We start from the raw sequence: 26,304 nt of genomic DNA on the forward strand, positions 1-26,304 counted from the left end.
ATGAAAATTCTCACTCTCACAGCTTCTTTCTTAATTACTGCAAGCTTAAATGCTCAATTAGACAATCATTCATTAATCGTACCCGAATTTGGACATGGATTGATCAAACTCTATTTGCCTACTTCATCTACTTCCATTCAAGCTCATTCGAATTACACCATTGACTTGACTCAATTGGGTCCAGCATTATCAACAGCTGGAAGTCCGAATTGCACTGCTCTTCTTGGGAATGACTTATTTGTATCCATTACTGGAGCAAATCAACGTATTTATCGTTTTCCAAATTACTTACTGAATCCAACTTCTTCTATTGCTAATGTCACACAAGTAACCAATATTGGAAATGATTATGTAGGAATAGTTTTTGATTCAGCTGGAAATTTGTATGCCTCTGAAGGAGAAAGTTATGATACACACATTGTTCGCTACAATGCTTCCGATTCTTACGCGACTCGTATTGATTTAGGAAATGGTCAAATTCCATCCTATTTTGCAAATTTTGCTTTCGATGCTAGTGGCAATTTATGGGCAAGTGATTACCGCAATAACCGAATCATTGCAATTGCAGAAACTGATTTAGCTACATCTGGCGCAAATTTCCACAGTCTTTCTACCAATAGTGGTGATTGGGCAACTAATGGTGGACATGTTGAAAACACCAACGCCATTCTTCAAAACAAACAGGTAGTTACCGTTTTTGCACAGCCAGAAGGAATCGCTTTTGATTCAAATGGTTTGCTTTGGGTTGCAAATAACAACGATTTACCAAGTAATGAAAATGCCACTTTAGTTCGCATAAGTATTAGCTTACAAACTCAGATTCTAGCAACATTAAATCCAGTGGATGCATATCCTAATTTGTCAAACAGTATCAACGGTTTTCAAGTTTGGAACGTTCCTTCTTCTCAATCAGGGGCAAGCCAATTAGGTGGAATTCAAATTGATAAAATTGCCAATCACATTTTTATCAATGAGGAAATCAGCAATTCTGGTTTGTCGTTCGACTTAGCTACTCTTTCAAGTATTACAGACAATTTCAGCAATTATCAATTGGGAATTGTTTCAACAAATCCAGGGAATGGCGGAATCACACTTGCTCCTTTGATTTCTACAGTTTCCATAAACGAACTAATTAATCCCCAAGAAATTACAATTTATCCCAATCCAACCACTGGAATTTGTTATCTTAACTCTTTGAAGAATATGGAATCAATTCAGGTATTTGATCAATTGGGTAAAGAGGTTGAAGTTTCAATTACTGGAAACGAGATTACATTTCCTTCATCAGTAAAAGGAATATTCTTTCTAAAATATATAAATAAATTAGAAACAAAAACATTACAAGTGGTAGTTGACTAATATTATAGATTATGAGAAAACAATTTTACGCGGGCTTTTTAGTAGTATTTTTCGGAACATATTATGCAATTGGTCAACAAAACACATTGCAGGTTGTTGGAAAAAATCTTACTTCGATAAATGGTCAAAACATTATTCTTCGCGGAGTTAATTATGGATTAATTAATCAAGGAGATATCTCCTTAGCTGATGCTGCAGGCTATCAAAGTTATATTGATGAAGTTGCAAATACAGGTGCAAATGCTGTTCGTATTCCTTGGTACACAAGCGGACAAAACTGGAGAGATATTCCTGGTCCACCAAACAATGGAACACCTGGAACTGTCGATGGATATGTTACAAATGGACATTTAAGTAATATCATCGCCTACTGCATTTCGAAAAAAATGATCCCAATTTTGAGTATTCACGATGATTCTTACATTACTTGTAAAGATAATTGGGCTTATTTTAATTCAACAGTAATGGATTTTTGGACAGATCCCGATGTATTAACACTCATTGAAGCTAATAAAGCTTATTTAATTATCAACTTAGCGAATGAATTTGACAAAGTAAGATGGGGCGCTGGTTCACTGGCAACGGAGTTAAACACCTTTAAATCCAATTATTCAGCAGCAGTTGCTACACTTCGTCAAGCTGGTGTGAATGTTCCAATCATTATCGATGCACCTGATTGCGGGCAATCTTCTACCGAGCTTTTATCCATTGCTGTAGACATGAATCAGAACGATACACGACACAATTTGATTTTCTCTTCTCACGCTTATTGGTATGGATATGCTAGTACACTCGCACAAGTTCAAACGAAATTGAACGAAGCTCAAAACACGAATGTTTGTTTTATTTTGGGGGAAGTTGCAACCAATCAGGATGGCGACAACGGCGAATGCGGGCTCAATGACCTATCAACTCTTTATCCAATCATATTAGATGAAGTCTGTTCTCGGAATATTGGCTGGTTGGCGTGGACTTTTAGTTTGGATTGTTCATCAGCAAGAGAAATGTCGCCCACAGGCTCAGCGTCGAATCTCACGACTTTTGGCAATGACATTATTAACAATCCCAATTACGGACTAAAATCGACGAATGGTTGTGGAGCTGTAGTAATTGACGAAAGTGTTGGAATTGATTCAAAAACTAGTCAAGTTTTTAGTATTGAACCAAATCCTGCTTCTACAAATATTGCCATTCATTCTGCTTTTTCTAATTGCAGCCTAAGCATTCGAAATGCATTAGGAGAACTAGTTCTAACAGAAAAACACACTAAAAATTCTAACGTTCGAATAGCTGATTTTAATCCTGGAATTTATTTCGTAGAACTTGAAAATTCTCAGCAAACACATATTCAAAAATTGATTATCTATTGAGCGTACCGTGACAAAATTTGACAATTGGGCAACAGCATGAAACATTGGTTTTGGATTCTTCTTTTCATTACTCCCTTTTGCAATGCTCAAGATAATGCGGAATTTCCATCGTTTCAGTTTACTCCTCTTTCCATCAATGAAGGATTGAGTAATCGCATTGTTTATTCAATTTCGGAAGACCAACGTGGATCTATTTGGATTGGAACAGCGGATGGATTGAATCGGGTTGATGGTAATCAGATTCAATCTTATTTTTTCAGTCAAAGAAATCCAAGCAGCATTTGCAATAACGCTATTAAACATTTTTACCAGGAATCAAATTTCATGTGGATTGGAACAGAAGCCGGGGTTTCTATTTTCGACCTAAAAACTGGACGTTTTTCAAAACCAGACCCTCAAAACAAAAGTACGCTCCATTTGGAATTTAACACAACCTTTATAAAGACAAGTAAGCAGTTTTGGATTTTAGGTCAACATCATTTTTACAAACTCCTCTCTTCTCAACAAGTAAAACAGTTTGCTTATGAGGGTTCTAAGAAACTGGGAATTCCAGTAAACAAACGCATTGATTTTGCTTTTCACGATTTGAATCAACAAATTTGGGGAGTTTCTGGAAGTAGAATCGGACATCTGAATCCCAATAATTTAAATTTCGTAGCTACTATTGCTGTTGGAAATGACAAGAACGAAGGAATTACAAATGTTGTCCCTTCAAAAAATGGGCTTTGGATTGGGACTTGGGGAAATGGGCTATTTGCTTATGATTCGAATCTGAAGAAACTTACTAAGCTTCGACTTACTGCCCCAATTATTCATGACATCGCTTCCTATTCTGATTCAAAAGGAAATTCATTTCTTCTTGCAGGTACCAACTTGGGATATGCAATCGTCAATACTTCCACTGGACAGTTTAAAGAATTCGAACTTGATACAGAAGTCAGAAATGTGTTTGTTGATTCCAGAAACACCCTCTGGTTCGGCACAGATCAAGGCGTTTATTTTGCCGAGCAAGCAAAAACTGGAATTCAAACGCTTCAATTGTCTTCACTTGTAAATAACTCTTTAAGTACACACATTGATTCCAAAAGACTGATTGGATCGATTAGTTCAACAAATACCAACTATTATACTTCTCTGCTCTATGCAAACGGATTCTTGAAATTCGACAAAAACTGGAAATTTGAAGCGTATATTCCTTCTTTGGTAAAAGACTTGTCGCAAACTGCTTTCAGAGATATACGGCACATTTTTGAAATAACGGACCATTATTGGATTTGTACCGATGCTGGTTTGGTCAAATGCCAAAAAGATTTCAAAATTCTCAAAATCATTCAATTGCCGTTCACTGAAAAAGCAATCCAAGGACGCACTTTATTCAAAGAACTAATTCCCTACAAAACGAATCAGTTTCTAGTTCGCGGAGACAAATTTATTGCAATTTTCAACTGGAAAACACAGCAATTCAGCTACATTGCCCACACGAATTCTCTGAATAACACAATTCCAGATGATTTGATTGTGGGACAATGTCTGATTGGAAACAAATTGTATGTTGCTTCAGAAAATTATTTATACTTCATTGATCTCCATTCCAAAGAAATTAAAAAAATCATCTTTCCGTTTTCAGGAAAACGCATCAGCTCTTTTACTTCTTTGAATAACTCTTTGTGGATTGGGACTCAAACAGGATTAATTGAATATCGTTTGGCATCTAGCACTTTCCACGCTTATTTTCGTTCTGATGGATTATCTAGCGATAATATTTTGCAATTGGCTTCCAATCATAAAATTACGTTATGGATTGCTACAGCAAAAGGCCTTACAGCATTCAATGTATTTACAAAAGCATGCAAAATTTATCAGAATAAGGAAGGAATTTCAGACGAATATATGGAAGGTGCTTTGTTCTTTGACGAAAAGAATCAATGTGTTTTTTCGGCAATAGATAAAATTTCATTTTTAGATCCTAGTAAATTCAAAAAATCGAAAAATCAGCAAAGAGTATTCATCACAGAAATTACAGTAGGAAGTAAAAAAGTCCTATGGAAAGAATTCCACAACTTAAAATCACTTGTTGTACCTTATTCTACAAATGATCTAAGCATTGATTTCACTATTCCAGCATATTTACCCGATTCAAAAGAACAATCTTACTATTATAAAGTAAACAACCAGTGGAAAAAACTCAATTCGAGCGTTCTGGAGCTATCAAATCTTCCCATAGGGAAGACATTTGTAACCATTGCTTCAAATCCTCAAGAATCTATTTTAAACGATCAATTGCTGATCACAATTTATCCTCCATGGTATAAGACTTGGTGGTTCATGGGAATCTGTATCCTTGTCTTTGGGTTATTGATTGCAAATATGATTCGTTTTAGAGTAAACCAAAGCAATAGAAAGTTTCAAGAAAAGGAACTCATTCAAAATCAAATTCGGGATGCTGAGATGAAAACACTGCGTTCTCAAATGAATCCGCATTTTATGTTCAATGCATTAAACTCGATCAACAGATTCATTATTCAAAACGACAGTGAACAAGCAAGCAATTATTTAACTACGTTCTCCAAACTGATGCGAAATATCTTGGAAAATTCAAAAAAAGCAACGATTTCACTCAAAAAGGAAATCGACTCTTTGAGATTGTATCTGGAATTAGAAGCAGCACGACTGGAACACAATTTCGATTACTTTATTGCTATTGATTCTGACATTGATTCTGAATTTATAGAATTGCCTCCACTCATTTTACAACCTTTCGTAGAAAATGCTATTTGGCATGGTATAAATAATCTACCAACACGTGGTAAAATTAAAATTGAAGTGAAAAAGAATGGTTCAGAATGCATTCAAATTGATATCAGCGACAACGGAATTGGAATCGAGATGTCAAAAAAAATTAAACAAAATCAAACAAATCACAAATCCTACGGAATAGAAACAACCATTCATCGCTTGTACTTACAAAACGCTGAAAATTCCATTTCTATTATCAACTTATCGGACGAAGCGGGATTAAGCAAAGGAACACGAATTAGCATCTTAATACATCACTAACATGATCAAAGTACTTTTAATTGATGATGAAAAACACTGTTTGATAACCTTAGAGTTTATCTTAAAACAACTGGATGAAGTTCAAATTATTGGAATGGTTCAAAACAGCAACGACGGTATCAAATTGGTAGAGGAATTCAATCCGGACATCGTATTTCTAGATATTGAAATGCCGAATCAAAATGGATTTGATTTCTTAGCTCAATTTACAACCATTCCATTCAAAGTTATTTTCACTACTGCTTATGACCAATATGCCGTGAAAGCTTTGCGTATGAATGCATTGGATTACTTATTGAAACCTATTGATAAAACAGATTTAATTCAGGCATTAGACAATTACAAAATCGAGAATCAGAAAATCACTGATGAACAAATCCAAAACTTGCATTTGTTTCGAAATGGTAAAATTCAAGATACGATTGCTCTTTCCACTCAATCTGGGTTAATCTTCATCAAAATCGAAGAAATCATGTATTTAGAAGCGAGTAGTAGCTATACTTATTTGATTATGAAAGATAAGACGAAGCACTTGGCAAGCAAAACCATGGCAACTTTCGAAGATGTTTTGATAGACAATCCAATCTTTTTCAGAGCTCATAAATCACATATTGTCAATTTGAAAAGCATCAAACAATACATTCGTGGAGATGGAGGTGAACTAATCCTAGAAGATGGAAAGTCCGTTTCGCTAAGTCGTAGTAAAAAACAAGAATTTTTAGAACTCTTTATGAAGATTTAAGCAAACTCAGACAATTCAATCCAGCGTTCTGTTTTCTCATCTATCTCTGAAACAATTGCACCCAACTTCACTCCTGCTTCCATCAATTTTTCGTTATTCGAACTTGAATCAGATAATACGTTTGTCCATTTGGTTTTCTCTTCTTCCAAACGCTCCAGGTCTTTCTCAATCTGATCGAATTCGCTTTTTTCCTTGAATGATAATTTGCGTTTCTCTTTCGGAGCTTCTTCAGAAATCTGCTTCACTTTGACAACTTCAACGGGTTTATCATCTGTTGATTTATCTTTTTTGTAATCCGCTGCAGTTTGTTTTCTGTATTCAGTGTAGTTACCAATGATATCTTTGATTGCACCTTGTCCTTCAAAAACGAACAAGTGATCAACCATTTTATCCATGAAATAACGGTCATGCGAAACAACAATCAAACAACCTTCAAATGTTCTCAAGTAATCTTCCAAAACACTCATTACGAAGATGTCCAAATCATTTGTAGGCTCATCCAAAATCAAGAAATTGGGATTCGACATCAAAACGGTCATCAATTTCAAACGTCGTTTTTCTCCTCCACTTAGTTTGTGAACGAAGTTGTAATGCATGTGACGCGCAAACAAGAATTTTTCTAAAAATTGCGCTGCAGAAAGTTGTTTCCCTTTTTCCAATGGAATAAACTCAGCAATATCTCGAATAACGTCAATGACCTTTTTATCTTCATCTACTTTGATTAATTCCTGACTGTAATAACCAAAGACGACCGTTTCACCGGTAACTACTTTTCCTTTGTCAACTTCTTCCCTACTTTGAATCATATTCAAGAAAGTAGATTTTCCTGTTCCGTTGTTTCCAACAATTCCCAAGCGCTCTTTTCGCTGAAAATTGTAGGAAAAATTATCCAAAATAATTTTATCGCCGTAAGACTTTCCAATTTTATGCAATTCCAGAATTTTAGAACCCAATCGCTCCATTTTCACTGGAATATCGATTTCATCATCGTCGATTCGTTGACTGGCAACTTTCTTAATGTCTTGAAAACTATCTACGCGGGCTTTTTGTTTCGTTCCGCGCGCTTTTGGCTGTCTCCGAATCCAATCTAATTCCTTCTTGAAAGTATTTCTAGCTTTATCGATAGTAGATTGCAACTGATCTTGTCGTTCGGCCTTTTTCTCCAGATAATACGAGAAATTTCCTTTGTATTTATAAAGCGTTTTGTCTTCTAACTCATAAATGGTATCACAAACCACTTCCAGGAAATAACGGTCGTGCGTTACCATTAAAATAGTCGATTTTGACTTGGAAAGATATTCCTCCAGCCATTCAATCATATCCAAATCCAAATGATTGGTAGGCTCATCCAAGATTAAAAAATCTGCTTCTGCAACTAAAACCTGCGCAAGTGCAACCCGTTTTTTCTGTCCACCAGAAAGACTTCCAACCAATAAACTTGTATCATTCAATTTAAGAACCGAAAGAATCTGATTAACCTTCACCTCCATGTCCCAAGCATTCAGCTCCGTCAATTCTTCATAACATTCATGGATTGCAGCTTCGTTTCCTTCACGCAATGCTTGATTGTATTTCTTAACGATTTGAAGTTCGGGTAAATCGTGAGAAAAAACAGCTTCTAAAATGGTGTGTGTTTCATCCAACGTTTCTGTTTGCTGCATAAAAGCAACGCGCAAATCATTTCTGTAAACAACTCTTCCTGAATCGATTTGTTCCAGATTCATCAAACAACGAAGCAAAGTGGTTTTCCCATTTCCGTTTTTTGCCACGATGGCAACCTTGTCTCCTTGGTCGATACCAAAGGTAATATCTGAGAAGATTACGCGATCCCCAAAGGACTTCGTAAGGTTTTCAACGGAAAGAAAATTCATGCTAATTGTTGTTTTGAAAGTGCAACGCTTGGGCTAAAGCTTCAGCGACGGCACAAAGATAGGGGATAATTACGAATTACGAATGAAAACAATGGGAATAGAAAATATTAGACTTAAGATGAAATACTATAGACTTTAGACTAATTCTAGACTTGCGTCTTTTGTCTATAGTCTTAAGTCATTTCTAGTCTCCATTTTCAATTATCTCAGTCTATTCAACGAGTCAATCGTCTTTTTGTCTTTTCGAACTCCTCTGATTCCAAGGAATACAAAAATGAAAGCTGCAGCATGTAAATAGAAAACAATACCGTATGACAAGTTTGTTGCACCTTCGTTACACATCGTACATTGCATTGGTTCAGCAATTGATCCTAAAACAATCCAAGCTGAACTCAGAATATTCAACACCAACAAAATCCATCCTAAGAATATCTGACGATGACGCATTTTGAATGAAAAAATAATCATCAATGCAAAGATTATTTGAACCAATGAAAGCATCCAGAAATCCACTTTTTTTCCTTCTGCATCAACCCCTCTAAAAAGATGATATGCTGTTGAATGAACAAACGTCCCTTGATCGAAAGAAAATAAATCAGTTCCAAAAAGTGTTGTTGCAACCAAAATTGCTGCTATTAAAAAGTAAACGGTTTGAATGCGCTGAATCATGTTTTTGAATATTTGGCTTCAAAGTTATCATTTTCGATGCTATACAATTCCATTCAAGTACATTTTAATCAATGATTTTAGAACATTTATTGTTTTTTGAAATTGTTATGGAAAAACAAAGTAGTTTACATCTTATTGCTGAAACGAATTAGAAACCAAACTTATCTACTATGAAAAATGTAGGAATTCAAAAAGCTTGTTCAGAAGATTGGAGCAAGATGACACCGACAGAAAAAGGAGCTTTTTGCCAAAAGTGCGTCAAACATGTTCACGATTTCACGAATAAATCAACCGATGAAATCAAACGTACTTTACTGAAATTTAAAGGTCAGGAAGTTTGCGGACGAATGACCATCGATCAGGAAATAGCTTTGAATGCAGAATTTGATGATTTGATGAGAAGCAATAAAACCAACTTCCAACATCTTTTCATTATGGCTTTGATGATTGTTTTTGGATTAACGCTTTTCAGCTGTGAAGACGAACGAGACCAACAAAAAATTGTCGCTACGCAAGCAGCTATCACTAAAATTATTGAACAGAAAGATATCGTAGAAGAAATCACTATTCCAAATGTCGACAATATTTTTGTGCGAGAAATAGACGTCGAATCTATTTCATTTTCACAAGATTCCTTCGTCGAAGTCATTGACGAAGTCGAAATTGTAGGATATCCAGAAACACACATTAGTCACATATTGGGTGGAATTGGCAGCAGCCCTATCTACTTGGAATACCTTGAACCTTTAACTCGAGAAGTCGAATTAGATGAAAACGGAGATCCGATTCCAACGGAATTTAAAGCTTTTGCATTTCCAAATCCAGCTGTGGAAAGTACAACTATAGAAATCCAAGCTCCTCAAAAAGAACACATGGACATCCAGTTATACGATACCAGTGGAAAGCGAATCAAAGAAATCTACTCTGGAAAAATTTCCAAAGGCACTTTCCGCCAACTTATTGATTTAACAGATTTGACTAGCGGGATCTATTTGATAATTATTCAGTCTAAAGATTTCAAGGAAACTGTTCGAATTTTGAAGAACTAGAAGATTCACATAAGACATTGATTTTACCAAATGATAAAGATACCGCTCGTTTGATAGAGTGATAACTAAAAACGGTCAGATTGCAAAACAATCTGACCGTTTACCTAACCATTACTACCTAAACTAAAGTGGTAATCGGATCATAGTTAATTTGCTGCGTATAAAATATAAGATCCCGAAACATAGGAATTGGATGCGTAATCCCAAAACCCGTTCCAATCACCAACTGCAGGATTACTTGAATTTCCGTCTCCATTGGTATCTCCGCCATTCGCATCATCTTTATAAGAAGTGAAAACCACTCCTGAACCCAAATTAATGTGATTATTCGTACCTCTGGAAATTCCCCAACTCGATGACATGAATTTTAAAACCACATTATTTCCAATATTTACATTGCGAACTGCTGCACTACCTCCACCGCTAAAATCCGTCATAAAAACGTAGGGAACCTCTGAAACATTGTAGCTCACGCTGGCTCCAATACCTCCCCACATGAAGATACCATTTCGGGTATTTTTTTGATTCACATTCGCTGGATTATGAAAACTATTATTGGTGTTTACAGTATAATCAAAACTACAGTACAAAGGTCGGTCATTGTCGTAAAAAACGTTGTTTGTAAAAACAGAAACTGAAGGATCACTCATATAACTTCCTCCATGAAACACATAAGCTCCTGAAGAAGAATTACTACTCAAAGTATGTGCGAAAGTACAATGATCGAATGTGAATATAGGACCTGCAACAGAAATTTCCACCGCATTGTAATCACTTCTTCCTGAATATAAAATATCGCAATATGCAAACGAATTATTCGTTCCCCCATTCAGGTAAATGTTTTGCCAATCCCCCTTTAAAGGGCCTGTAGCGGTTCCGTCTCCGTTAGAATCTCCACAATAAGTATCATCTTTGATGGATGTGAAAGTAATGTGTTGTGAAGAAGTTCCATTAGCACTTATTTTTCCAGAATTAATGACTTCAAAACCTCCAGAAACATCCAGTTTAATAATCGCACCCGCTTCAATCGTTAAAACAGAAGTAACGGTTACTTTACTTGTCACTGCATACACATTTCCAGCAGTCCAGGTTGTGGGCGTGGAAATCGTCACTGCAATCCCCGTAGGATTTACTTCTACCACATTGCAATTTGTTGGTGTAGGTGTGGGAGTTGGTTCAGGTTCAGGCTCCGGATTATTCTTCTTACACGAAACGAACACCAATGCAAGTGATAAAACCGACCACATTGCTACTCTTATTTTTCTCTTCATAACTCTTTGTTTTTAAGCAAAAGTAGTTTGAAGAAGAGGGGTTGTCAATCAACCGTTTGGTTCATTTTAAGGAGAGTTCATAGAAGGTTCATAGAAGGTTCAAAGGGTTCAAAGGGTTCAAAGGGTTCAAATGTGTTTAAGTAAATCTATATTGAACTATTGAACTATTGAACTATTGAACTATTGAACTATTGAACTATTGAACTATTGAACTATTGAACTATTGAACTATTGAACTATTGAACTACTTCCCATAAAGCTTATTCACCGCTTCGGTTTTGTTTTGAACTTGAAGTTTTTCGTAAATGTGATTTAAGTGACGCTTTACAGTGCTCAATGTAATATTCAATTTATCCGCAATTTCCTTATATAAATAACCTTTACTCAATAAATCAAGTACTTCTCTTTCCCGTTTGGAGATTAATTGTAAAACAGGATTTTCTGCCTTATTGAATGATTGTAAGACTTTTCGTGCAATTTTGGGTGACATAGGACTTCCTCCTTCGTGTAATTCCAAAATGGCTTCTATGATCTTGTCTGGATTAGTGTTTTTGAGAATATACCCAGTAGCTCCTGCTTTTAAAGCTTCAAAAACCTGATCGTTGTCTTCATAGATGGTAAACATGATAAATTGAATTTCAGAATCAATACTCTTTAATTCAAAAACACATTCAATTCCATTCTTACCTGGCAAATTAATATCCGTAATCACCACATCTGGTTTCAGCTTTGGAATACACTCAATGGCTTCTTCAGCGGTTTCAAACGAACGTACCCATTGTAGACGGTCATCACTTTCAATGACAGATCGCAATCCTTGTTGGATATCCAATATATCTTCTATGATACAAATATTAATCATCTCTGTTACAAATTACGAGCTTTCATCTCTCAAACACAATGAAACAAACGGTTGATTTTCGGCACGCCAATTGTCTGTAAGTAATTTTACTAAATTGCTGCCAAATAAGCAATGAAGGCATTCATCTCAGTCTTCTGTACTCAACGGAAATTCAACTATCAATTCCACACCTTCTTCACTGCTTTCCAGTTTCATGACTCCGTTTAACTTATTGGTGCGATTTTGCATCGTCTTCATACCATTTCCAGAAGCTCTTCCTTCCTTCACTTGAAATCCAACACCATAATCTCTGATCAGAATTCGCATCTTTTCTGTCACTTGAATTTGAATATAAACACGTTTTGTGTGAGCATGTTTTACAATGTTGTGAAGCGCCTCCTTAAAAATCAAAAATACTTGTCTTCGAACTTCACCAGATATTCTGCGGTCTTCCAGTAATTCATCCAATTCCATTTGAATTTCAATCTGATTCGTTTCAAAGTATTCCATGGCATAATGCCGCAGATAACTCATCAAATCCAGTAATGAATCGTTCTCAACTTTCATCGCCCAAATCAACTCGCTCATATTATTTACTAATTCTACCGAAGTGTTATTAATCCGATTAAGTTCTGCTTGATTTTCCGATTTGCGGAGTGCTTCTTTACTTAAATAGGATATTTTAGTCAGCCCGCTTCCCAAATCATCATGCATGTCATAAGCAATTCTATCTCTTTCATTTTGAACTGCGAGTTGCTTCTCAAGAATTGCGCGTTGTTTTTCTATCTTTCTCAGGAAATAAATCCTTGTAACCAGGAAAATAACTCCTGAACTCGCTAAAACAATGAGGATTTTGAACCACCATGTAAGATACCAAGGTGTCGCAATGACAAAACGAATGGGATTCTTTAAATAAAACCATTTTTTTGTCCCTGGAATTTTTGCACGCAGACGAAATTGATACTTTCCAGAAGGTAATGAAGGAAAAAAAACGCTGGAATTGGTTCCTAATGAAACCCAAGTCTCAGATGAGCCTTCCAAGAAATAACTATACTCAATTTGATGTTTCCCTAAAGCATTGATTGTTGAAAATGTCAATTGAATAGTATTCTGAATGGGAGAAAAATCATAATTTGAGGTATTCTCTAAAGACTGCTTGACGTTAGACACTAAAAACTCATCTACAAACAATTTCAATTCAAGACGTTTTGTTTTCAGCAGTTTATCTGGAGAAAATCGGAGTAAATAATTGTCGGATGCAATCCACACCATCTGTGTTTGATAATCAAAATAAGAGCTTTGATCGAAATGTTCGGAAGGAAATCCATTCTCTACTCCAAAAAAGTGTGCTGTTCTTAAATCTACTTCCAAACAGGCTAATCCTTTTTTCGTCCCTACCCACAATCTTTCCTGATCATCAAAAACCAAGTTGTAGATAAAATTAGATGGAATTCCCTCCTTTTTTCCAAAAATGGTGATTTTTTTGGTTGAAATAACATAACGCACTAACCCGCTTCCTTCAAAAGCAATCCACACATTTCCTCGGTTATCGGTTTTCACACATTGAATGATACTTTGGTGCTGTTTTTCAAAAATATACGCAAAATTGATTTCTTCAAAACGGTCTTCTGCTTGAATCCAATGAGTCAATATTTGTGTTTTATTACTTGAGAACCAAAGATCTCCATTCGGAGCTTCTGAATAACTCGTAAAATAAGATCCTGAAAAGGACGATTTGGCTCTTGAAAAATGAGTTATTTGGTGCGATTTCGGATGATACCGAACCAATCCACCGCCAACATTTCCACTAAACCACCAATTCCCAGAGCTATGTCTAAACCCCAACACAACCACATCCGATTGCTTGAAATACGGTTTCAAAAAGGATAATTTAGAAACCTGATTTGTTTGGAGATTAACCAGCTGTAAATCTGCTCCTTTTCCTCCGTGGACGACATGAATTCCATCTTTAAAAACAAACCACGAGCCGTGTAATTCTTTTGAATAAAAAGGATCGAATTGATTCCTTTTTTCATTGATCTGATAGACCCCGTCGTAATATTTCGTTGCTAACAGTTCATTTGGAGAGATTCTACAGATATTCATTAAAGGTTCATCCGAACTTATCGAAAGATTCCATTCTGAAATCAATGTACTGTTCTTATTCAGAATACTCAATCCCTTATAAGTTGTGACCCACAAATTTTGATACCGATCTAAATAGAGATTATTTATCTGATTATCGGCAAGTGAAAGCGGAATATTGGGATCGTGGAAATAGTTGATTGCCTTATGTGATAGCAGGTTGAAATGAGAAAAACCCTTATTTCCAGAAATCCAAACCATTTGCGGATTGTTCTTGTCTACAACTATCTTATTGGGTAATCCACTCAAATCGGTATTCAAATGTAACTCATCCCAAGCATGAATAACATTCCCCTGATAATTAACTTGAACCAATCCCATGAAATAATTAACCAAATAAATCCAGTGATTCTCTTGATCTACATGCAATAATTGATATCCTGTGTTTAACAATCCTTCGAGCCTTATTTGTGGCTTGAACGATTTAAACTTAGCAGTCTTAAAGTCAAAAAAGAAAAATTCTTTCGAAGAAGAAATCAAGCATTTCGACTCGCTGATCATTTTTAGCTGAATACCAAGACCTTTTTCCTGAGTTGGAGGTGCAATCGTTTGAATAATTTCAAGCTCATTATTCAATATAAAAACAGTATCAATGGAAGAAACACTCACTCGGTTTTTATCTATCCGTTCAATATCCAGTGCATTGCGATTTTTCAAACATTGAATTGGCTTCAAATCGGGAGAAATACAATTCAAAATGAATGCTTTCGAATTTCCTAAAGTGAGGATTAATTGATTCGGAGCAATTTCAAAAAATACCCGCGAGTTATCCAATAATTGCTTTTCTCCAAGCATTTCGCTTGGGAAATAACATTTAAAATTAGTGCCGTCAAATCGATTGATTCCTCCTTGAGTGGAGACCCAATAAAATCCACGACTATCTTGAACTATTCCGCTGCAAACTGGTTCACATAAACCATCTTTAACTCCATAGTTAATAAACTGCCCCGTGTTGGATTGAGTCCAAACGCCAAAGCCTATAAACAGGAATAAACAGAGGATGTAATTTCTATACAGCAAACCGTAGTTTTGATTGAGTTTAACCAAAACTACGGTTTTAAGACTTTATTTACAATGAATTACAGCTGAAATCAATCATTTCGTCTCATGTTATCCCGATCCCGTTCATCTCTCAAGATTAAACGCAAAGAAGTATCTCCAGTAATGTATCTCCAAGCCCAGTTGAAGAAAACCGCAATTTTATTTCGGACACTTAAAATGAGCATTAAGTGAAGTACCATCCAAACCATCCAAGCAAAATACCCTTGGAATTTAAAATTGGGTAATTCAACAACAGCCTTGTGTTTTCCAACGGTTGCCATGGTTCCTTTGTCTTTGTATTCAAATGCAACTTGCTTTTTTCCAATCCATTTTGCACGGAAATTATTCGCTAGTACTCTTCCTTGATTGATTGCTACGTTTGCTAATTGTGGATGTCCTTGGGGATATTTCTCAGTTTCCATGTAGGAAATATCACCAATAGCATACACATTCTCGTAACCTACAATTTTTGAAAAGTGATCAACCATATAGCGAGCACGAACCATCGTTGCTTTTTCTAAACCAGCCAATACATTTCCTTGAACGCCAGCCGCCCATATCACAGTTTGAGTAGGGATTACCTCTCCTGTTTTTAAGGTTAAATTATGTCCATCAAACGTGGAAACAACTGTTGAAGTTCTGACATCGATTCCCATTCCTTCCAAATATTTACGAGACCAAGCGCGCGATTTATCACTCATGGCATTCAATGTATTCGGACTTCCTTCCAACAAAATAATTTTTAATCGAGAGAAATCATAGTTTGGGTAATCGTGTGGTAGCACTTTGGTTTTCATTTCGGCAAAAGCTCCAGAAAGCTCTACACCTGTTGGACCTGCACCCACAATCACCAAATTCATCAATTCATCTTGTTCCTGTTTATTTTCCACAAACATGATTTTCTCGAACTTCGTGAGGATTGTATTTCGAATGTGAATCGTTTGCTGAGTAGATTTCATAGCCATGGTATGCTTTTCCAATTCCGCATTCCCAAAGAAATTTGTTTTACAACCCGTTGCAATAATCAACTCATCATACCCAATTTCACCCATGGAAGTTTCAATGATATTGTCTTCTGGTCGAATAAGTTCTACTGTCGCATACCGAAATTCCACATTCTTCCTTCGTTTAAAAATTGCTCGAAATGGAAAGGAGATGCTTGAAGGTTCCAGGCGTGCACTTGCCACTTGATAAAATAGCGGTTGAAACATGTGGTGATTTTGCTTATCCACCAAAATTATTTCACAATCGGACTTAGCCAATTTACGAGCGAGATTTAGACCCGCAAAGCCACCACCTATGATGACTATTTTTTTTCGTTTCATGGCCTTGAATTTACCCAATTTTGAGCAGAAAAAATGCTATTTTAGCGTCTAATTTTTGTTAAATTAAACTTACAATTCGATTTTGATTCAGAAATTCACAGACCGTTATTTTTTATAAGCTTTTTGCATCAAGTAATAATCTAAAATCACCAATGCAGCCATTGCTTCCACGATTGGAACAGCTCGAGGAACAACACACGGATCGTGTCTACCTTTCCCCATTAGCTTTACAGCTTCAAAATCTTCGTTGATTGTATCTTGCTCCTGAATTAAAGTTGCTACAGGTTTAAAGGCCACTCTGAAATCGATCGGCATTCCATTGGAAATCCCTCCTTGAATTCCTCCTGAAAAGTTTGTCTTTGTTGTTCCATCAGTTGTAAACAAATCATTGTGTTCAGAACCTTTCATTGAAATCGAATCGAAGCCTGAGCCAAAATCAAAACCTTTCACTGCATTTATCGAAAGCATTGCTTTTCCTAATTCAGTGTGTAATTTATCAAAAACGGGTTCTCCAAGTCCTGTAGGAACTCCCGTAATCACACAACGAATCCCGCCACCAATTGTATCACCCTCTTTTCTTATTTCCCGAATCAAATTCTCCATTTCCACAGCAAGTTCTTCTGAAGGAACACGCACATTATTTGCTTCACTAATTGTTTTCAATTCCGACTTCCATTCTCCTGTCCATTTGAGTGAACCTACTTGATACACAAATGCGTCGATTCGAATGTTTTTTTGAGCCAAAATTTGCTTTGCAATTGCACCAGCTACTACACGACAAGCTGTTTCTCGCGCAGAAGACCTTCCTCCTCCACGGTAATCTCGAATTCCATATTTTTGCTGATATGTGAAATCAGCATGAGAAGGCCTAAATGCTTTTTGAAGTTCCGTGTAATCAGCAGATTTTTGATCTTCATTTTCTATCGTAAATCCAATGGGGGTTCCAGTAGTCTTTCCATCAAAAATACCAGATAAAAACTGAACTTTGTCTGATTCTTTCCGTTGTGTTACGATAGCTGACTGACCTGGTTTTCTTCGGTCTAAATCGTGCTGTATTTGATTATAATCTAACGAAAAACCCGCTGGAATTCCTTCAATGATACCACCAATTGCTTTTCCATGTGATTCACCAAATGTTGTTAGGCGCACCAATGTTCCAAAACTTGAACCTGCCATATGTTTTTTATTACACTACCAAATGTAGTTAATTCAGGAAGAATTGCTTCAAGAATGATTCTCCATTTTGAAAACAGCTCTTTCAAATTGAATAATCTATTCGTTTTTTTGAAAAAAATCCAAATCAGTGATTTTTAAACCAATGACTGTATACCAATGTATTAAAGTGTATTCATTCAATTGATTATAACCTTTGGCAAGGCAATTGGTTTGATAGAATATCAAAAATCAGTGTCATGAAAAAAGAATCTAATCACTTCGCAAAAGTATTCATTCTGTGCCTGCTCATTTTTAGTGTAAACTCAATGCAGGTAAGAAGTTTTGCCCAACGGCCTTATTTTATTCAAAAAAACCAGCAAAAAAAACACCTGTACTACTATTACCCTCAACAGAACATCTATTTCTATCCAAAGGGAAAAGTTTATTTCATTTGGGGAAATACACAATGGAATCGAATCGTTCATCTTCCTTCTAAATATGAGACTATTAACCGAGGAAACACTCCTAAATTCGAGTTAGTAATGGTTACAACTCATCCTTATTATTTCAATGCGGATCATAGAAAGAAGTATGCTAATTATCGTCTATTTAATAATCAAAAAAAGGAATATCATCCTAAAAAAAACAAATGGAGAAATGAATATTACGTGGAAATAAATCCAAAAACGAATCAGAAAAAGGAACTCATTATTGAGGAACATTATGTGGTTAAACATATTCCAGGTCATTTTTCGCATCCTAAACATAATGGACATAAACATTGATTCATCAATAAAACGATTCGTTCAAGACGCTTTCTTTTTTTTCATTTTGAAAACAGCTTATTCAAATTGAATTTAGTATCCATTTTGAAGTAAATCATTGAAAAGCAATATCCATATATAAACAATTGATTATTAAAGATGTAAGAATCAAATTGAACTCTGACACTTATTACGGCAAGAATATTGAATAACCTAATTGAAACTTAAACATTCAAGTCATGAAAAATTTAAGCAACTATTTGGCTCCAGTTTTAGCTCTTTGTTTTTCATTCAGTCTCATGGGAAATAATTTGCACGCTCGACCAGAACATCCTAAAAGCGGACCTCACAAACATGGGCAAAAAAAGCACAAATATTATTACTATCCGAGACAAAATGTCTATTATGATCCGTCGGATAATGTTTACTTTATTTGGGAGAGAACTTATTGGAAACCGGTATCTCATTTACCCAGAAGACAGGTTTCGGTGACTTATTCTAGTTCTCCCAAATTCACACTTTGGATTGCTTCAACACACCCGTATTATTACAATCCAGATCACCGGAAAGTGTATCATGAATACCGTGTAGTTAGGCCAAAGCCAGCTCCAAGAGTTCGCGTTGAAAGCAAACCCAAATCAAATATCAGTTTTCATATAGACATTAATCCAGTTGTTGTGGAACCACACCGAACAGTGGTTGTTCATGAACACCATCCTAAAAAACATCATCACAAAGGACATGATCACGGTCATGGCAAAGGACATAGACATTAACAAAAAAGCTTCCGTTAAATTAACGGAAGCTTTTTTGTTTTTTAATTACATATTGTTTTTTCGGTCACCTTTAAGATTTCTCTTACTTCTTCAAGCGTTGGTGCTTCAGCATAGGTTCTTAAAACGGGTTCAGTACCAGATGCTCGAATCATCATCCAACGATTATCGTCGAAGAAAAATTTCCAACCATCAACAGTTCCAACGCTGCTAACGGTATATTTCCCAAATGATTTATACTCGTCATTACTACATTTAGCAACAATGGCTTGCTTCAAATCTTCCGTAATGTGCAAATCGTTTCTTTCAAATTTAAAAGGACCAACAATGGCATAAACTTCGTCAATCAACTGATCCAAAGTTTTACCTGATTTCGCCATATATTCCCAGATGATTAATCCCATCCAAATTCCATCCCGTTCAGGAATATGTCCTTTCACTGCAATACCTCCAGATTCTTCTCCACCTATCAGAACGTCTTCATCCACCATGATTCCAGCGATGTACTTGAATCCGATTTTTACCACTTGATATTCCAATCCGTAGTGCTCTGCTAATGTTTTTACACGTGGAGTTGTACTGAAAGCAGTAACTACTTTCCCTGTCATACCTTTATTCGTCACCAAATAATGCAACAATAACAAAATAATATGATGAGAATCGATGAATTCACCTTTTCCATTATATAAGCCAATTCGATCAGCATCTCCATCTGTTGCTAATGCACAGTGAATATTTCCTTTAGCTAAGATGTACTTTTCTAATTCCTGTAAATTCTTTTGAATTGGCTCTGGAGCTTGTCCGTGGAATGACGGATTGTAGTCACAATGTAACAATTGAACATCAGGCAAAATACGTCTAATCACATTTTGTCCAGCTCCGTACATTGCATCATACACCAAATTCAGACCGGACTTGCGAATTGCTTCCAAGTCGAAATTTTTCTCAATATGTTGAACATATCGTGTTTCAAAATCAACTATTTCCAGTTTACCAGATTTTTCAAAACTGCTCAAATCCACTGATGCGTAATCAAAGGGAAGTGAATCTGGAATAATATCTTCGATTTCCTGAACTAATTCAGGAGTTAAAGGCCCACCATAATGTGCTTTCAACTTATATCCGTTGTATGATGGCGGATTATGACTTGCAGTCAAAATAACTCCAAGTCCACACCCCAATTGATTTGCAGCCAAAGAAATCATTGGGGTTGAGACAAATCCTTTCGACATCAACACATCAATTCCTTCATGCAAAAGTACTTTAGCGACCGTTTCCGCAAAAAGCTCCCCTGCGAAACGACAATCATGTCCCAAAGCAATTTTCGAATTCCAATCAGATTTTTTGAGCCATTGAGCAGTTGCATAAGCTACACGAGCTACATTTTCAACTGTGAATTCATCCGCGATGATTGCTCTCCAACCATCTGTTCCAAATTTTATTTTTGTTGTCAAATCAATTCTATTTTTATGCGCCGCTACTAATCTCATACCGCCTTACCTTTAGAGATTCCACAGCTTTGGTGCAAGTGTTGGGTTCAAATATAGTTAATGTGATGTTTCTAAGTTCGAAACATTGATTAGAATTACATTAAATAAGTACTAAATCGATTATTCTTTCATCCAAATACGTGTATTGAGATTCAAATCTTCAATAATTCCGGTCATTAGTTTCATCATTGTGATAATAATTCGATAGTCTTCCTCCTTGAGTAGACTTCCAAAAACGGATGGTTCAAACAAATCCATATTGTTGAAAACAGCAATGTAAACCTGGTTATTCCGAAATGAGATTGCAACTTTAAAATGAATTTTATTCCCCATCTCAACTAGTCTTTCCATCATAGAAGGAGTTAAGATATACCGACACTCCTGCTCATCCGTACTGTATACGGCAAATTTATTTTCAAATTCAGGGTTTTCCAATTTCACAAGATTTCCAGTTCGACTTGGGTTCCATTTCTGAAATCTTCGTCCGATTCTCCCAAAGAAACGCTCCATGTAATCCACATCAATGATAGTTTCTCCATTGAAATTCTTGTGAAAATCGCTGACAAATAACATCCCTTTAAAAATGGTGTGCCAGTGTTCCTGACGATTTCCGTTTTTATCTCTTGTTACCGTTTTATACTCCGTATGAATTTCTCCAAAGGCAAAATCAGTCAAATCAAACTTTCCTGAAATGGTATCTTCTGCTTTGTATCGATCGTAACGTTGAGAGAAGATTCGGCTTTCAGTATACTTATCAATTAATTCCTTATTCGGCTCGTAGTGCAATCTTTCATCTACGAATTTCACCACAGTCGGAATGACTTTCCCTTTAAACTGTTCTTTAAAATACTTATAGAAACGACTATAGCTTGTACCTAGAAAAATCGCGGAACCAACCAAAATTAAACCCGCAGCGATTAATGCCACAAACATTGAATCGGGATTTACAATGAAAACGGCTAAAGGTATTCCTATGAAAAGCGCCAGACAAATCAAAAAATGTTTCCAGAACTTTTTAGTAAATGATTTTCTTTCAGCTTCCAAAACACTTAAATCCCCAGCAATCATGTCTGCCTGAAGTTGTGCAAAATTAATATCCATGAATATGATTTAGTCGTTGAATTTCAAATACTGCTTCTTCTCCATCTTATTGTTCTTTGCAATAAGGGACGACGGAAATTGAAGTACAGCATTGTTGAAAATTTCGATAGACATATTGTAGGTTCTTCTTGCTGCAGCCAATTGTTCTTCCATTTCATTCATACTTCGTTGAAGCATCATAAATTGGTCGCTCGCTTTTAAATCTGGATACGCTTCCGCTTTGATTAAAAACTGACTAAATTGACTCTGAAGTTCATGATTTCCCTGTGCTAATGTTTCTGTATCTCTTGAACCAGATCGTAAGGCTGTCAATTTTTCCAATAATTCTTTTTCATGAGTCATATATCCACTCACACAAGATGTTAATTGAGGGATTAAATCAAACCGTTTTTTGAGCATGACATCCACAGAAGCAAAAGCATTTTCAACTTGATTTTCTTTAGCAATTAGTCCATTTTTGATTACAATAACCGTAATAACAGGAACGAGAACAGCAACAGTTAGTGAAATCACTATAATTAATAACATAGAAGCATTTTTTGTCGAAGATAATCAGAAGTGAAAAAACACTCTGAAATTTTGGTCATTTTTTAATCCTCAAACAGTACTAATTGATCTAATTATAGAAAAATCGTTCGTTAATTTATAACATCATCTCTATTTTCATAGCAATCTTATCACTATATTCCTTCATTTTTAGAAAAATCCATCACAAAAAGAAGTCCAATGATCAAACAGACAAGTGGTTTCACTGATAAAATAACCAATTCAGGAACAGAACAAGCTATTTTCCATACTATTTTTCAATCAGAAGAGAAACCTCTAAAAGCTACCATACTTATCTTACATGGAATGCAGGAGCATAGCGGGCGTTATATTGAATTTGCAAATTTTCTTGCTGAAAGCGGATATGCTGTTTTGACTTATGATCATGCAGGACATGGGAAAACGGCAGCTTCCAAATCTCATCATGGTTATTTTCATTCAAACAATGCTGCCAAACGCGTAGTAGATGATGCCGAAAAAATGGCAGAGTTACTTGAACAGGAGTTTCCATCGATACCGCATTTTGTTCTCGGGCATTCTATGGGATCTTTTATAACAAGATGCTTGCTACAACAAGCCCATCATCGATTTGATGGTGCTATTATTGTTGGAACAGGTGGAAAGCAAGCCATTGCTCCTATAGCCCGATTTGTATTTTCTATCCTAAACACACTGACTCCTCAAAAAAGGAGCATAAAACTTAATCGTTTTTTTAATAATTTGAACAATAAACGTTTCAAAGGTGATTCATCTGAAACACGCTGGCTAAGTGTGAACAAGGAGAATCAACGCGCTTTTGTGAAGGATGAACTTTGTGGCATTCCATTTACCAACAATGGGTTTCACACCTTACTCACATTAAACATCAAATCAACAAGAAATGATTGGGCGAGTAACATATCCAAGAAACTACCATTTCTATTTGTAAGTGGCGCAGAAGATCCCATTGGGGATTTTAGCAAAGGAGTTACTAAAACGGTTGAAAACATGAAGAAAGAAGGATTTTCAAATACCAGTTTATTGCTATATCCTAAAATGAGGCATGAAATTTTGAATGAAGATATCAAACATCAGGTTTTTCAAGATATCCAAAACTGGTTGGATGAACGGTTGGTCTAAAAATAAAAATCCCTCCGCCGTAGCAGAAGGATTTTTACAATTACTTTATTGCATATTACTTCTTAAACTCAAGAATCGTTTTTTCAATGATTGCAACACATTCCATCAATTGCTCTTCGGTCATAACCAATGGTGGTGCAAAGCGAATGATATTTCCATGAGTTGGTTTAGCCAACAAACCGTTGTTTTTCAATTCCACACACAAATTCCAAGCAGTTTTACTATCTTCTGTGTCATTTACAATGATTGCATTCAACAATCCTTTTCCACGCACTTTTAGAATCAAATCCGACTTTTCGATGATACGATTCATTTCTGCTCGGAATAATTGCCCCAATCGTTCAGAATTTTCAGCTAATTTTTCGTCTTTCACGACTTCTAATGCAGCAACCGCCACTTTTGCCGCCAATGGATTTCCTCCAAAAGTTGACCCGTGTTGACCTGGTTTGATCACCATCATGATATTGTCATTGGCAAAAACTGCAGAAACTGGATAAACTCCTCCTGAAATTGCTTTTCCAAGAATTAAGATATCTGGTTTTACATTTTCATGATCAACAGCCAATAGTTTTCCTGTTCGTGCAATTCCAGTTTGAACTTCATCAGCGATAAACAAAATATTATTCTTCGAACAAATTTCTTTTGCCCCAGCCAAATAACCTTCTGCGGGAACATATACTCCAGCCTCTCCTTGAATAGGTTCTACTAAAAAACCGATGATATTTGGTTGTTTCGCTGCCTCAGCTAATGCGTCTAGATCATTGTATGGAATACGAATAAATCCTGGAGTAAACGGTCCGAAATTGGTATTTGCATCCGGGTCACTCGAGAAAGAGATGATGGTTGTTGTTCTACCGTGGAAATTTTGCTCACACACAATAATTTGCGCTTGATTTTCAGCAACACCTTTCTTTTCATATCCCCATTTACGCGCAATCTTGATAGCCGTTTCCACTGCCTCAGCCCCCGTATTCATTGGAAGAACTTTATCGAAACCAAAATAGTCGGTTACGAATTTTTCATAAACACCCAATGTATCGTTGTAAAATGCGCGTGAGGTTAAGGTCAATGTTTGAGCCTGATCCGTTAATGCTTTTACAATTTTCGGGTGACAATGCCCTTGATTTACAGCTGAATATGCTGAAAGGAAATCAAAGTATTTTTTTCCTTCAACGTCCCAAACATAAACCCCTTCTCCTTTTGCAAGAACGACTGGAAGCGGATGATAATTGTGCGCTCCATAACGATCTTCTAATTGCATCAATTCCTCTGATGACAATTTGTCTACTGCTACCATAATATTCCTTTTTAAAGCTACTTTCACTCGTCACGGAGAGCAATCATCCTTTCCTCATTTGCAGTCGCAGGAGAGAAATCATCCTTGGGAAAAGCAAAGATAGGTAAATATTCATTTTTAAAAAAGACCAATATTCAATCGAAGTTGTTCAAATCAATCTCTGTGGGCAAAATTGATCAAAAACGAACACTTTTATTTCTTAACTTTGTAATTATATCCAAAATCAAATTAGTCGTGAAAAAAGTTCAGTTTTCTAAGCCTCAGGGCGAATTCTTTTCCTCACTGAGAAAATCGGTTCAGAATTATTTTGATGAAAATCAACTAGAAACTTCTGGAAATTGGAAATTGTATTTAAAGACAACCATCATTATCACAACATACATTGCTATTTATTGTTCAATCATGTTGCTTCCAATTCCAGGATATGTTGCGCTTCTTTTATCCGCATCATTAGGATTTGTTCAGGCATTGGTTGGTTTTAATATCATGCACGATGCTAACCACGAAGCTTTCTCTAGCAATAAAAATGTCAATTATTTCTTTGGTCTTTCCATGAACGCTCTGGGAAGTGATGCATTTATGTGGAAACAAAAACACAATTTAGTTCACCATACTTATACGAACATTGATGGAATTGATGACGATATTTCGAAGACTCCATTTTTACGTATGAGCGAAACACAACCACGTTATAAGGCACATCGTTTTCAACACATTTACTTGCCATTCTTGTATGGCATTTCTACTATTTACTGGGTTTTGGTAAAGGATTTTCAAGATTATATTACAGGTTCACGTTTCAATGTAGAGGTTGGAAAGATGAAACCAATTGATCATGTGATGTTTTGGACAACGCGTATTATCTATTTCGGGTTGTATTTGGTTCTTCCATCGTTTGTTTGGGGAATCGGTTGGACTATTCTTGGTTTCACGTTGATGCACATGATGCTTGGATTAACGATGTCATTTGTTTTTCAATTGGCTCATGTGGTTGAAAATGTGGAATTTGAACACGCAGAAGATGAATCATTGATGGTTGAAAATGAATGGGCTGTACATCAATTAGCTACAACGAGTGATTTCGCGGTTGACAACAAATTAGTAAGCTGGTTAGTTGGCGGCTTGAACTTTCAAGTTGAACATCACCTTTTTCCACGCATTTCACATGTTCATTACCCAGAAATTCAGAAAATTGTAGCAAAAACTTGTGCTGAATTTGGAGTTACCTACTATTCATACACAAGTACTGGTGAAGCAATAGCTTCTCATTTCAGACACATGAAACGTTTGGGGAAAGAATAAAATTCTATTCTAAAATC

At 36.0% G+C, this 26,304-nt stretch carries 20 protein-coding genes; 9 read left to right on the plus strand and 11 right to left on the minus strand.

All coding sequences use genetic code 11. The features are described 5' to 3' along the window. From FLUTA_RS20220 to FLUTA_RS20235, 4 genes are read left to right on the plus strand one after another with little or no spacing between them, the layout of a single operon-like run. Entirely contained in the window at nucleotides 1-1,359 is a 1,359-nt protein-coding gene (locus FLUTA_RS20220) for a T9SS type A sorting domain-containing protein (RefSeq protein WP_013688772.1), read from the plus strand. 11 nt (nucleotides 1,360-1,370) lie between these two features. After that, the gene (locus FLUTA_RS20225; RefSeq protein ID WP_013688773.1) at nucleotides 1,371-2,729 is read left to right on the plus strand and encodes a cellulase family glycosylhydrolase; all 1,359 of its coding nucleotides are present in this window, start codon (nucleotides 1,371-1,373) and stop codon (nucleotides 2,727-2,729) included. A gap of 36 nt (nucleotides 2,730-2,765) precedes the next feature. Further along, a complete protein-coding gene (locus tag FLUTA_RS20230) occupies nucleotides 2,766-5,786 on the plus strand; it encodes a sensor histidine kinase (protein WP_013688774.1) in 3,021 nt (1,006 codons plus the stop codon). Nucleotide 5,787: 1 nt separating this feature from the next. Further along, complete coding sequence (locus tag FLUTA_RS20235) at nucleotides 5,788-6,528, plus strand: LytR/AlgR family response regulator transcription factor (RefSeq protein ID WP_013688775.1); 741 nt, start codon at nucleotides 5,788-5,790, stop codon at nucleotides 6,526-6,528. Here the strand turns inward: FLUTA_RS20235 and FLUTA_RS20240 are convergent. Next, nucleotides 6,525-8,399 carry an ABC-F family ATP-binding cassette domain-containing protein gene (locus tag FLUTA_RS20240; protein WP_013688776.1) on the minus strand — a complete coding sequence of 625 codons (1,875 nt, stop codon included), beginning with the start codon at nucleotides 8,397-8,399 and terminating at the stop codon, nucleotides 6,525-6,527. The genes FLUTA_RS20235 and FLUTA_RS20240 overlap by 4 nt on opposite strands. Before the next feature lie 201 nt (nucleotides 8,400-8,600). Continuing rightward, nucleotides 8,601-9,068 (minus strand): DUF4293 domain-containing protein, encoded by a 468-nt coding sequence (locus FLUTA_RS20245; RefSeq protein WP_013688777.1) that lies wholly within the window; start codon nucleotides 9,066-9,068, stop codon nucleotides 8,601-8,603. A gap of 170 nt (nucleotides 9,069-9,238) precedes the next feature. Between FLUTA_RS20245 and FLUTA_RS20250 the strand changes: the two genes are divergently transcribed. Beyond that, the gene (locus FLUTA_RS20250; protein ID WP_013688778.1) at nucleotides 9,239-10,117 is read left to right on the plus strand and encodes a T9SS type A sorting domain-containing protein; all 879 of its coding nucleotides are present in this window, start codon (nucleotides 9,239-9,241) and stop codon (nucleotides 10,115-10,117) included. A gap of 146 nt (nucleotides 10,118-10,263) precedes the next feature. Here the strand turns inward: FLUTA_RS20250 and FLUTA_RS20255 are convergent, their stop codons facing one another. The 5 genes from FLUTA_RS20255 to aroC all read right to left on the minus strand — a co-directional run bounded on the left by FLUTA_RS20255 (nucleotide 10,264) and on the right by aroC (nucleotide 17,916). Further along, a complete protein-coding gene (locus tag FLUTA_RS20255) occupies nucleotides 10,264-11,388 on the minus strand; it encodes a hypothetical protein (RefSeq protein WP_013688779.1) in 1,125 nt (374 codons plus the stop codon). Between the two features lie 244 nt (nucleotides 11,389-11,632). Then, nucleotides 11,633-12,250 (minus strand): response regulator, encoded by a 618-nt coding sequence (locus FLUTA_RS20260; RefSeq protein WP_013688780.1) that lies wholly within the window; start codon nucleotides 12,248-12,250, stop codon nucleotides 11,633-11,635. A 126-nt stretch (nucleotides 12,251-12,376) separates the two neighbouring features. Then, nucleotides 12,377-15,421: a ligand-binding sensor domain-containing protein gene (locus FLUTA_RS20265; protein WP_013688781.1), complete on the minus strand. Its 3,045-nt coding sequence runs from the start codon at nucleotides 15,419-15,421 to the stop codon at nucleotides 12,377-12,379. A 44-nt stretch (nucleotides 15,422-15,465) separates the two neighbouring features. Continuing rightward, a complete protein-coding gene (locus FLUTA_RS20270; RefSeq protein WP_013688782.1) occupies nucleotides 15,466-16,740 on the minus strand; it encodes an NAD(P)/FAD-dependent oxidoreductase in 1,275 nt (424 codons plus the stop codon). A gap of 105 nt (nucleotides 16,741-16,845) precedes the next feature. After that, nucleotides 16,846-17,916 carry a chorismate synthase gene (gene aroC / locus FLUTA_RS20275; RefSeq protein WP_013688783.1) on the minus strand — a complete coding sequence of 357 codons (1,071 nt, stop codon included), beginning with the start codon at nucleotides 17,914-17,916 and terminating at the stop codon, nucleotides 16,846-16,848. A gap of 236 nt (nucleotides 17,917-18,152) precedes the next feature. Here aroC and FLUTA_RS20280 point away from each other — a divergent pair, with 236 nt between their 5' ends. Both FLUTA_RS20280 and FLUTA_RS20285 read left to right on the plus strand, forming a co-directional pair. After that, nucleotides 18,153-18,680, plus strand: a complete 528-nt coding sequence (locus tag FLUTA_RS20280; RefSeq protein WP_013688784.1) for a hypothetical protein — start codon at nucleotides 18,153-18,155, stop codon at nucleotides 18,678-18,680. Nucleotides 18,681-18,898: 218 nt separating this feature from the next. Beyond that, on the plus strand, nucleotides 18,899-19,435 hold the full coding sequence (locus tag FLUTA_RS20285) for a hypothetical protein (RefSeq protein WP_013688785.1): 537 nt from the start codon (nucleotides 18,899-18,901) through the stop codon (nucleotides 19,433-19,435). A gap of 41 nt (nucleotides 19,436-19,476) precedes the next feature. On the opposite strand, the gene FLUTA_RS20290 is transcribed toward FLUTA_RS20285, so the two are convergent. The 3 genes from FLUTA_RS20290 to FLUTA_RS20300 form a co-directional block, all read right to left on the minus strand. Then, a complete protein-coding gene (locus tag FLUTA_RS20290; protein ID WP_013688786.1) occupies nucleotides 19,477-20,922 on the minus strand; it encodes a phosphohexomutase domain-containing protein in 1,446 nt (481 codons plus the stop codon). A 120-nt stretch (nucleotides 20,923-21,042) separates the two neighbouring features. Beyond that, nucleotides 21,043-22,023, minus strand: a complete 981-nt coding sequence (locus FLUTA_RS20295) for a DUF3137 domain-containing protein (RefSeq protein WP_013688787.1) — start codon at nucleotides 22,021-22,023, stop codon at nucleotides 21,043-21,045. 9 nt (nucleotides 22,024-22,032) lie between these two features. Next, entirely contained in the window at nucleotides 22,033-22,551 is a 519-nt protein-coding gene (locus tag FLUTA_RS20300) for a LemA family protein (RefSeq protein ID WP_013688788.1), read from the minus strand. A gap of 198 nt (nucleotides 22,552-22,749) precedes the next feature. Between FLUTA_RS20300 and FLUTA_RS20305 the strand changes: the two genes are divergently transcribed. Continuing rightward, nucleotides 22,750-23,688 carry an alpha/beta fold hydrolase gene (locus tag FLUTA_RS20305; protein WP_013688789.1) on the plus strand — a complete coding sequence of 313 codons (939 nt, stop codon included), beginning with the start codon at nucleotides 22,750-22,752 and terminating at the stop codon, nucleotides 23,686-23,688. A 55-nt stretch (nucleotides 23,689-23,743) separates the two neighbouring features. Here the strand turns inward: FLUTA_RS20305 and rocD are convergent, their stop codons facing one another. Next, on the minus strand, nucleotides 23,744-24,985 hold the full coding sequence (gene rocD / locus FLUTA_RS20310) for an ornithine--oxo-acid transaminase (protein ID WP_013688790.1): 1,242 nt from the start codon (nucleotides 24,983-24,985) through the stop codon (nucleotides 23,744-23,746). A 234-nt stretch (nucleotides 24,986-25,219) separates the two neighbouring features. On the opposite strand from rocD, the gene FLUTA_RS20315 reads away from it, so the two are divergent. Beyond that, nucleotides 25,220-26,287 (plus strand): fatty acid desaturase family protein, encoded by a 1,068-nt coding sequence (locus FLUTA_RS20315; RefSeq protein WP_043024487.1) that lies wholly within the window; start codon nucleotides 25,220-25,222, stop codon nucleotides 26,285-26,287. Nucleotides 26,288-26,304: the final 17 nt, after the last annotated feature.

The organism is Fluviicola taffensis DSM 16823 (assembly GCF_000194605.1).
GTDB lineage: Bacteria > Bacteroidota > Bacteroidia > Flavobacteriales_D > Crocinitomicaceae > Fluviicola > Fluviicola taffensis.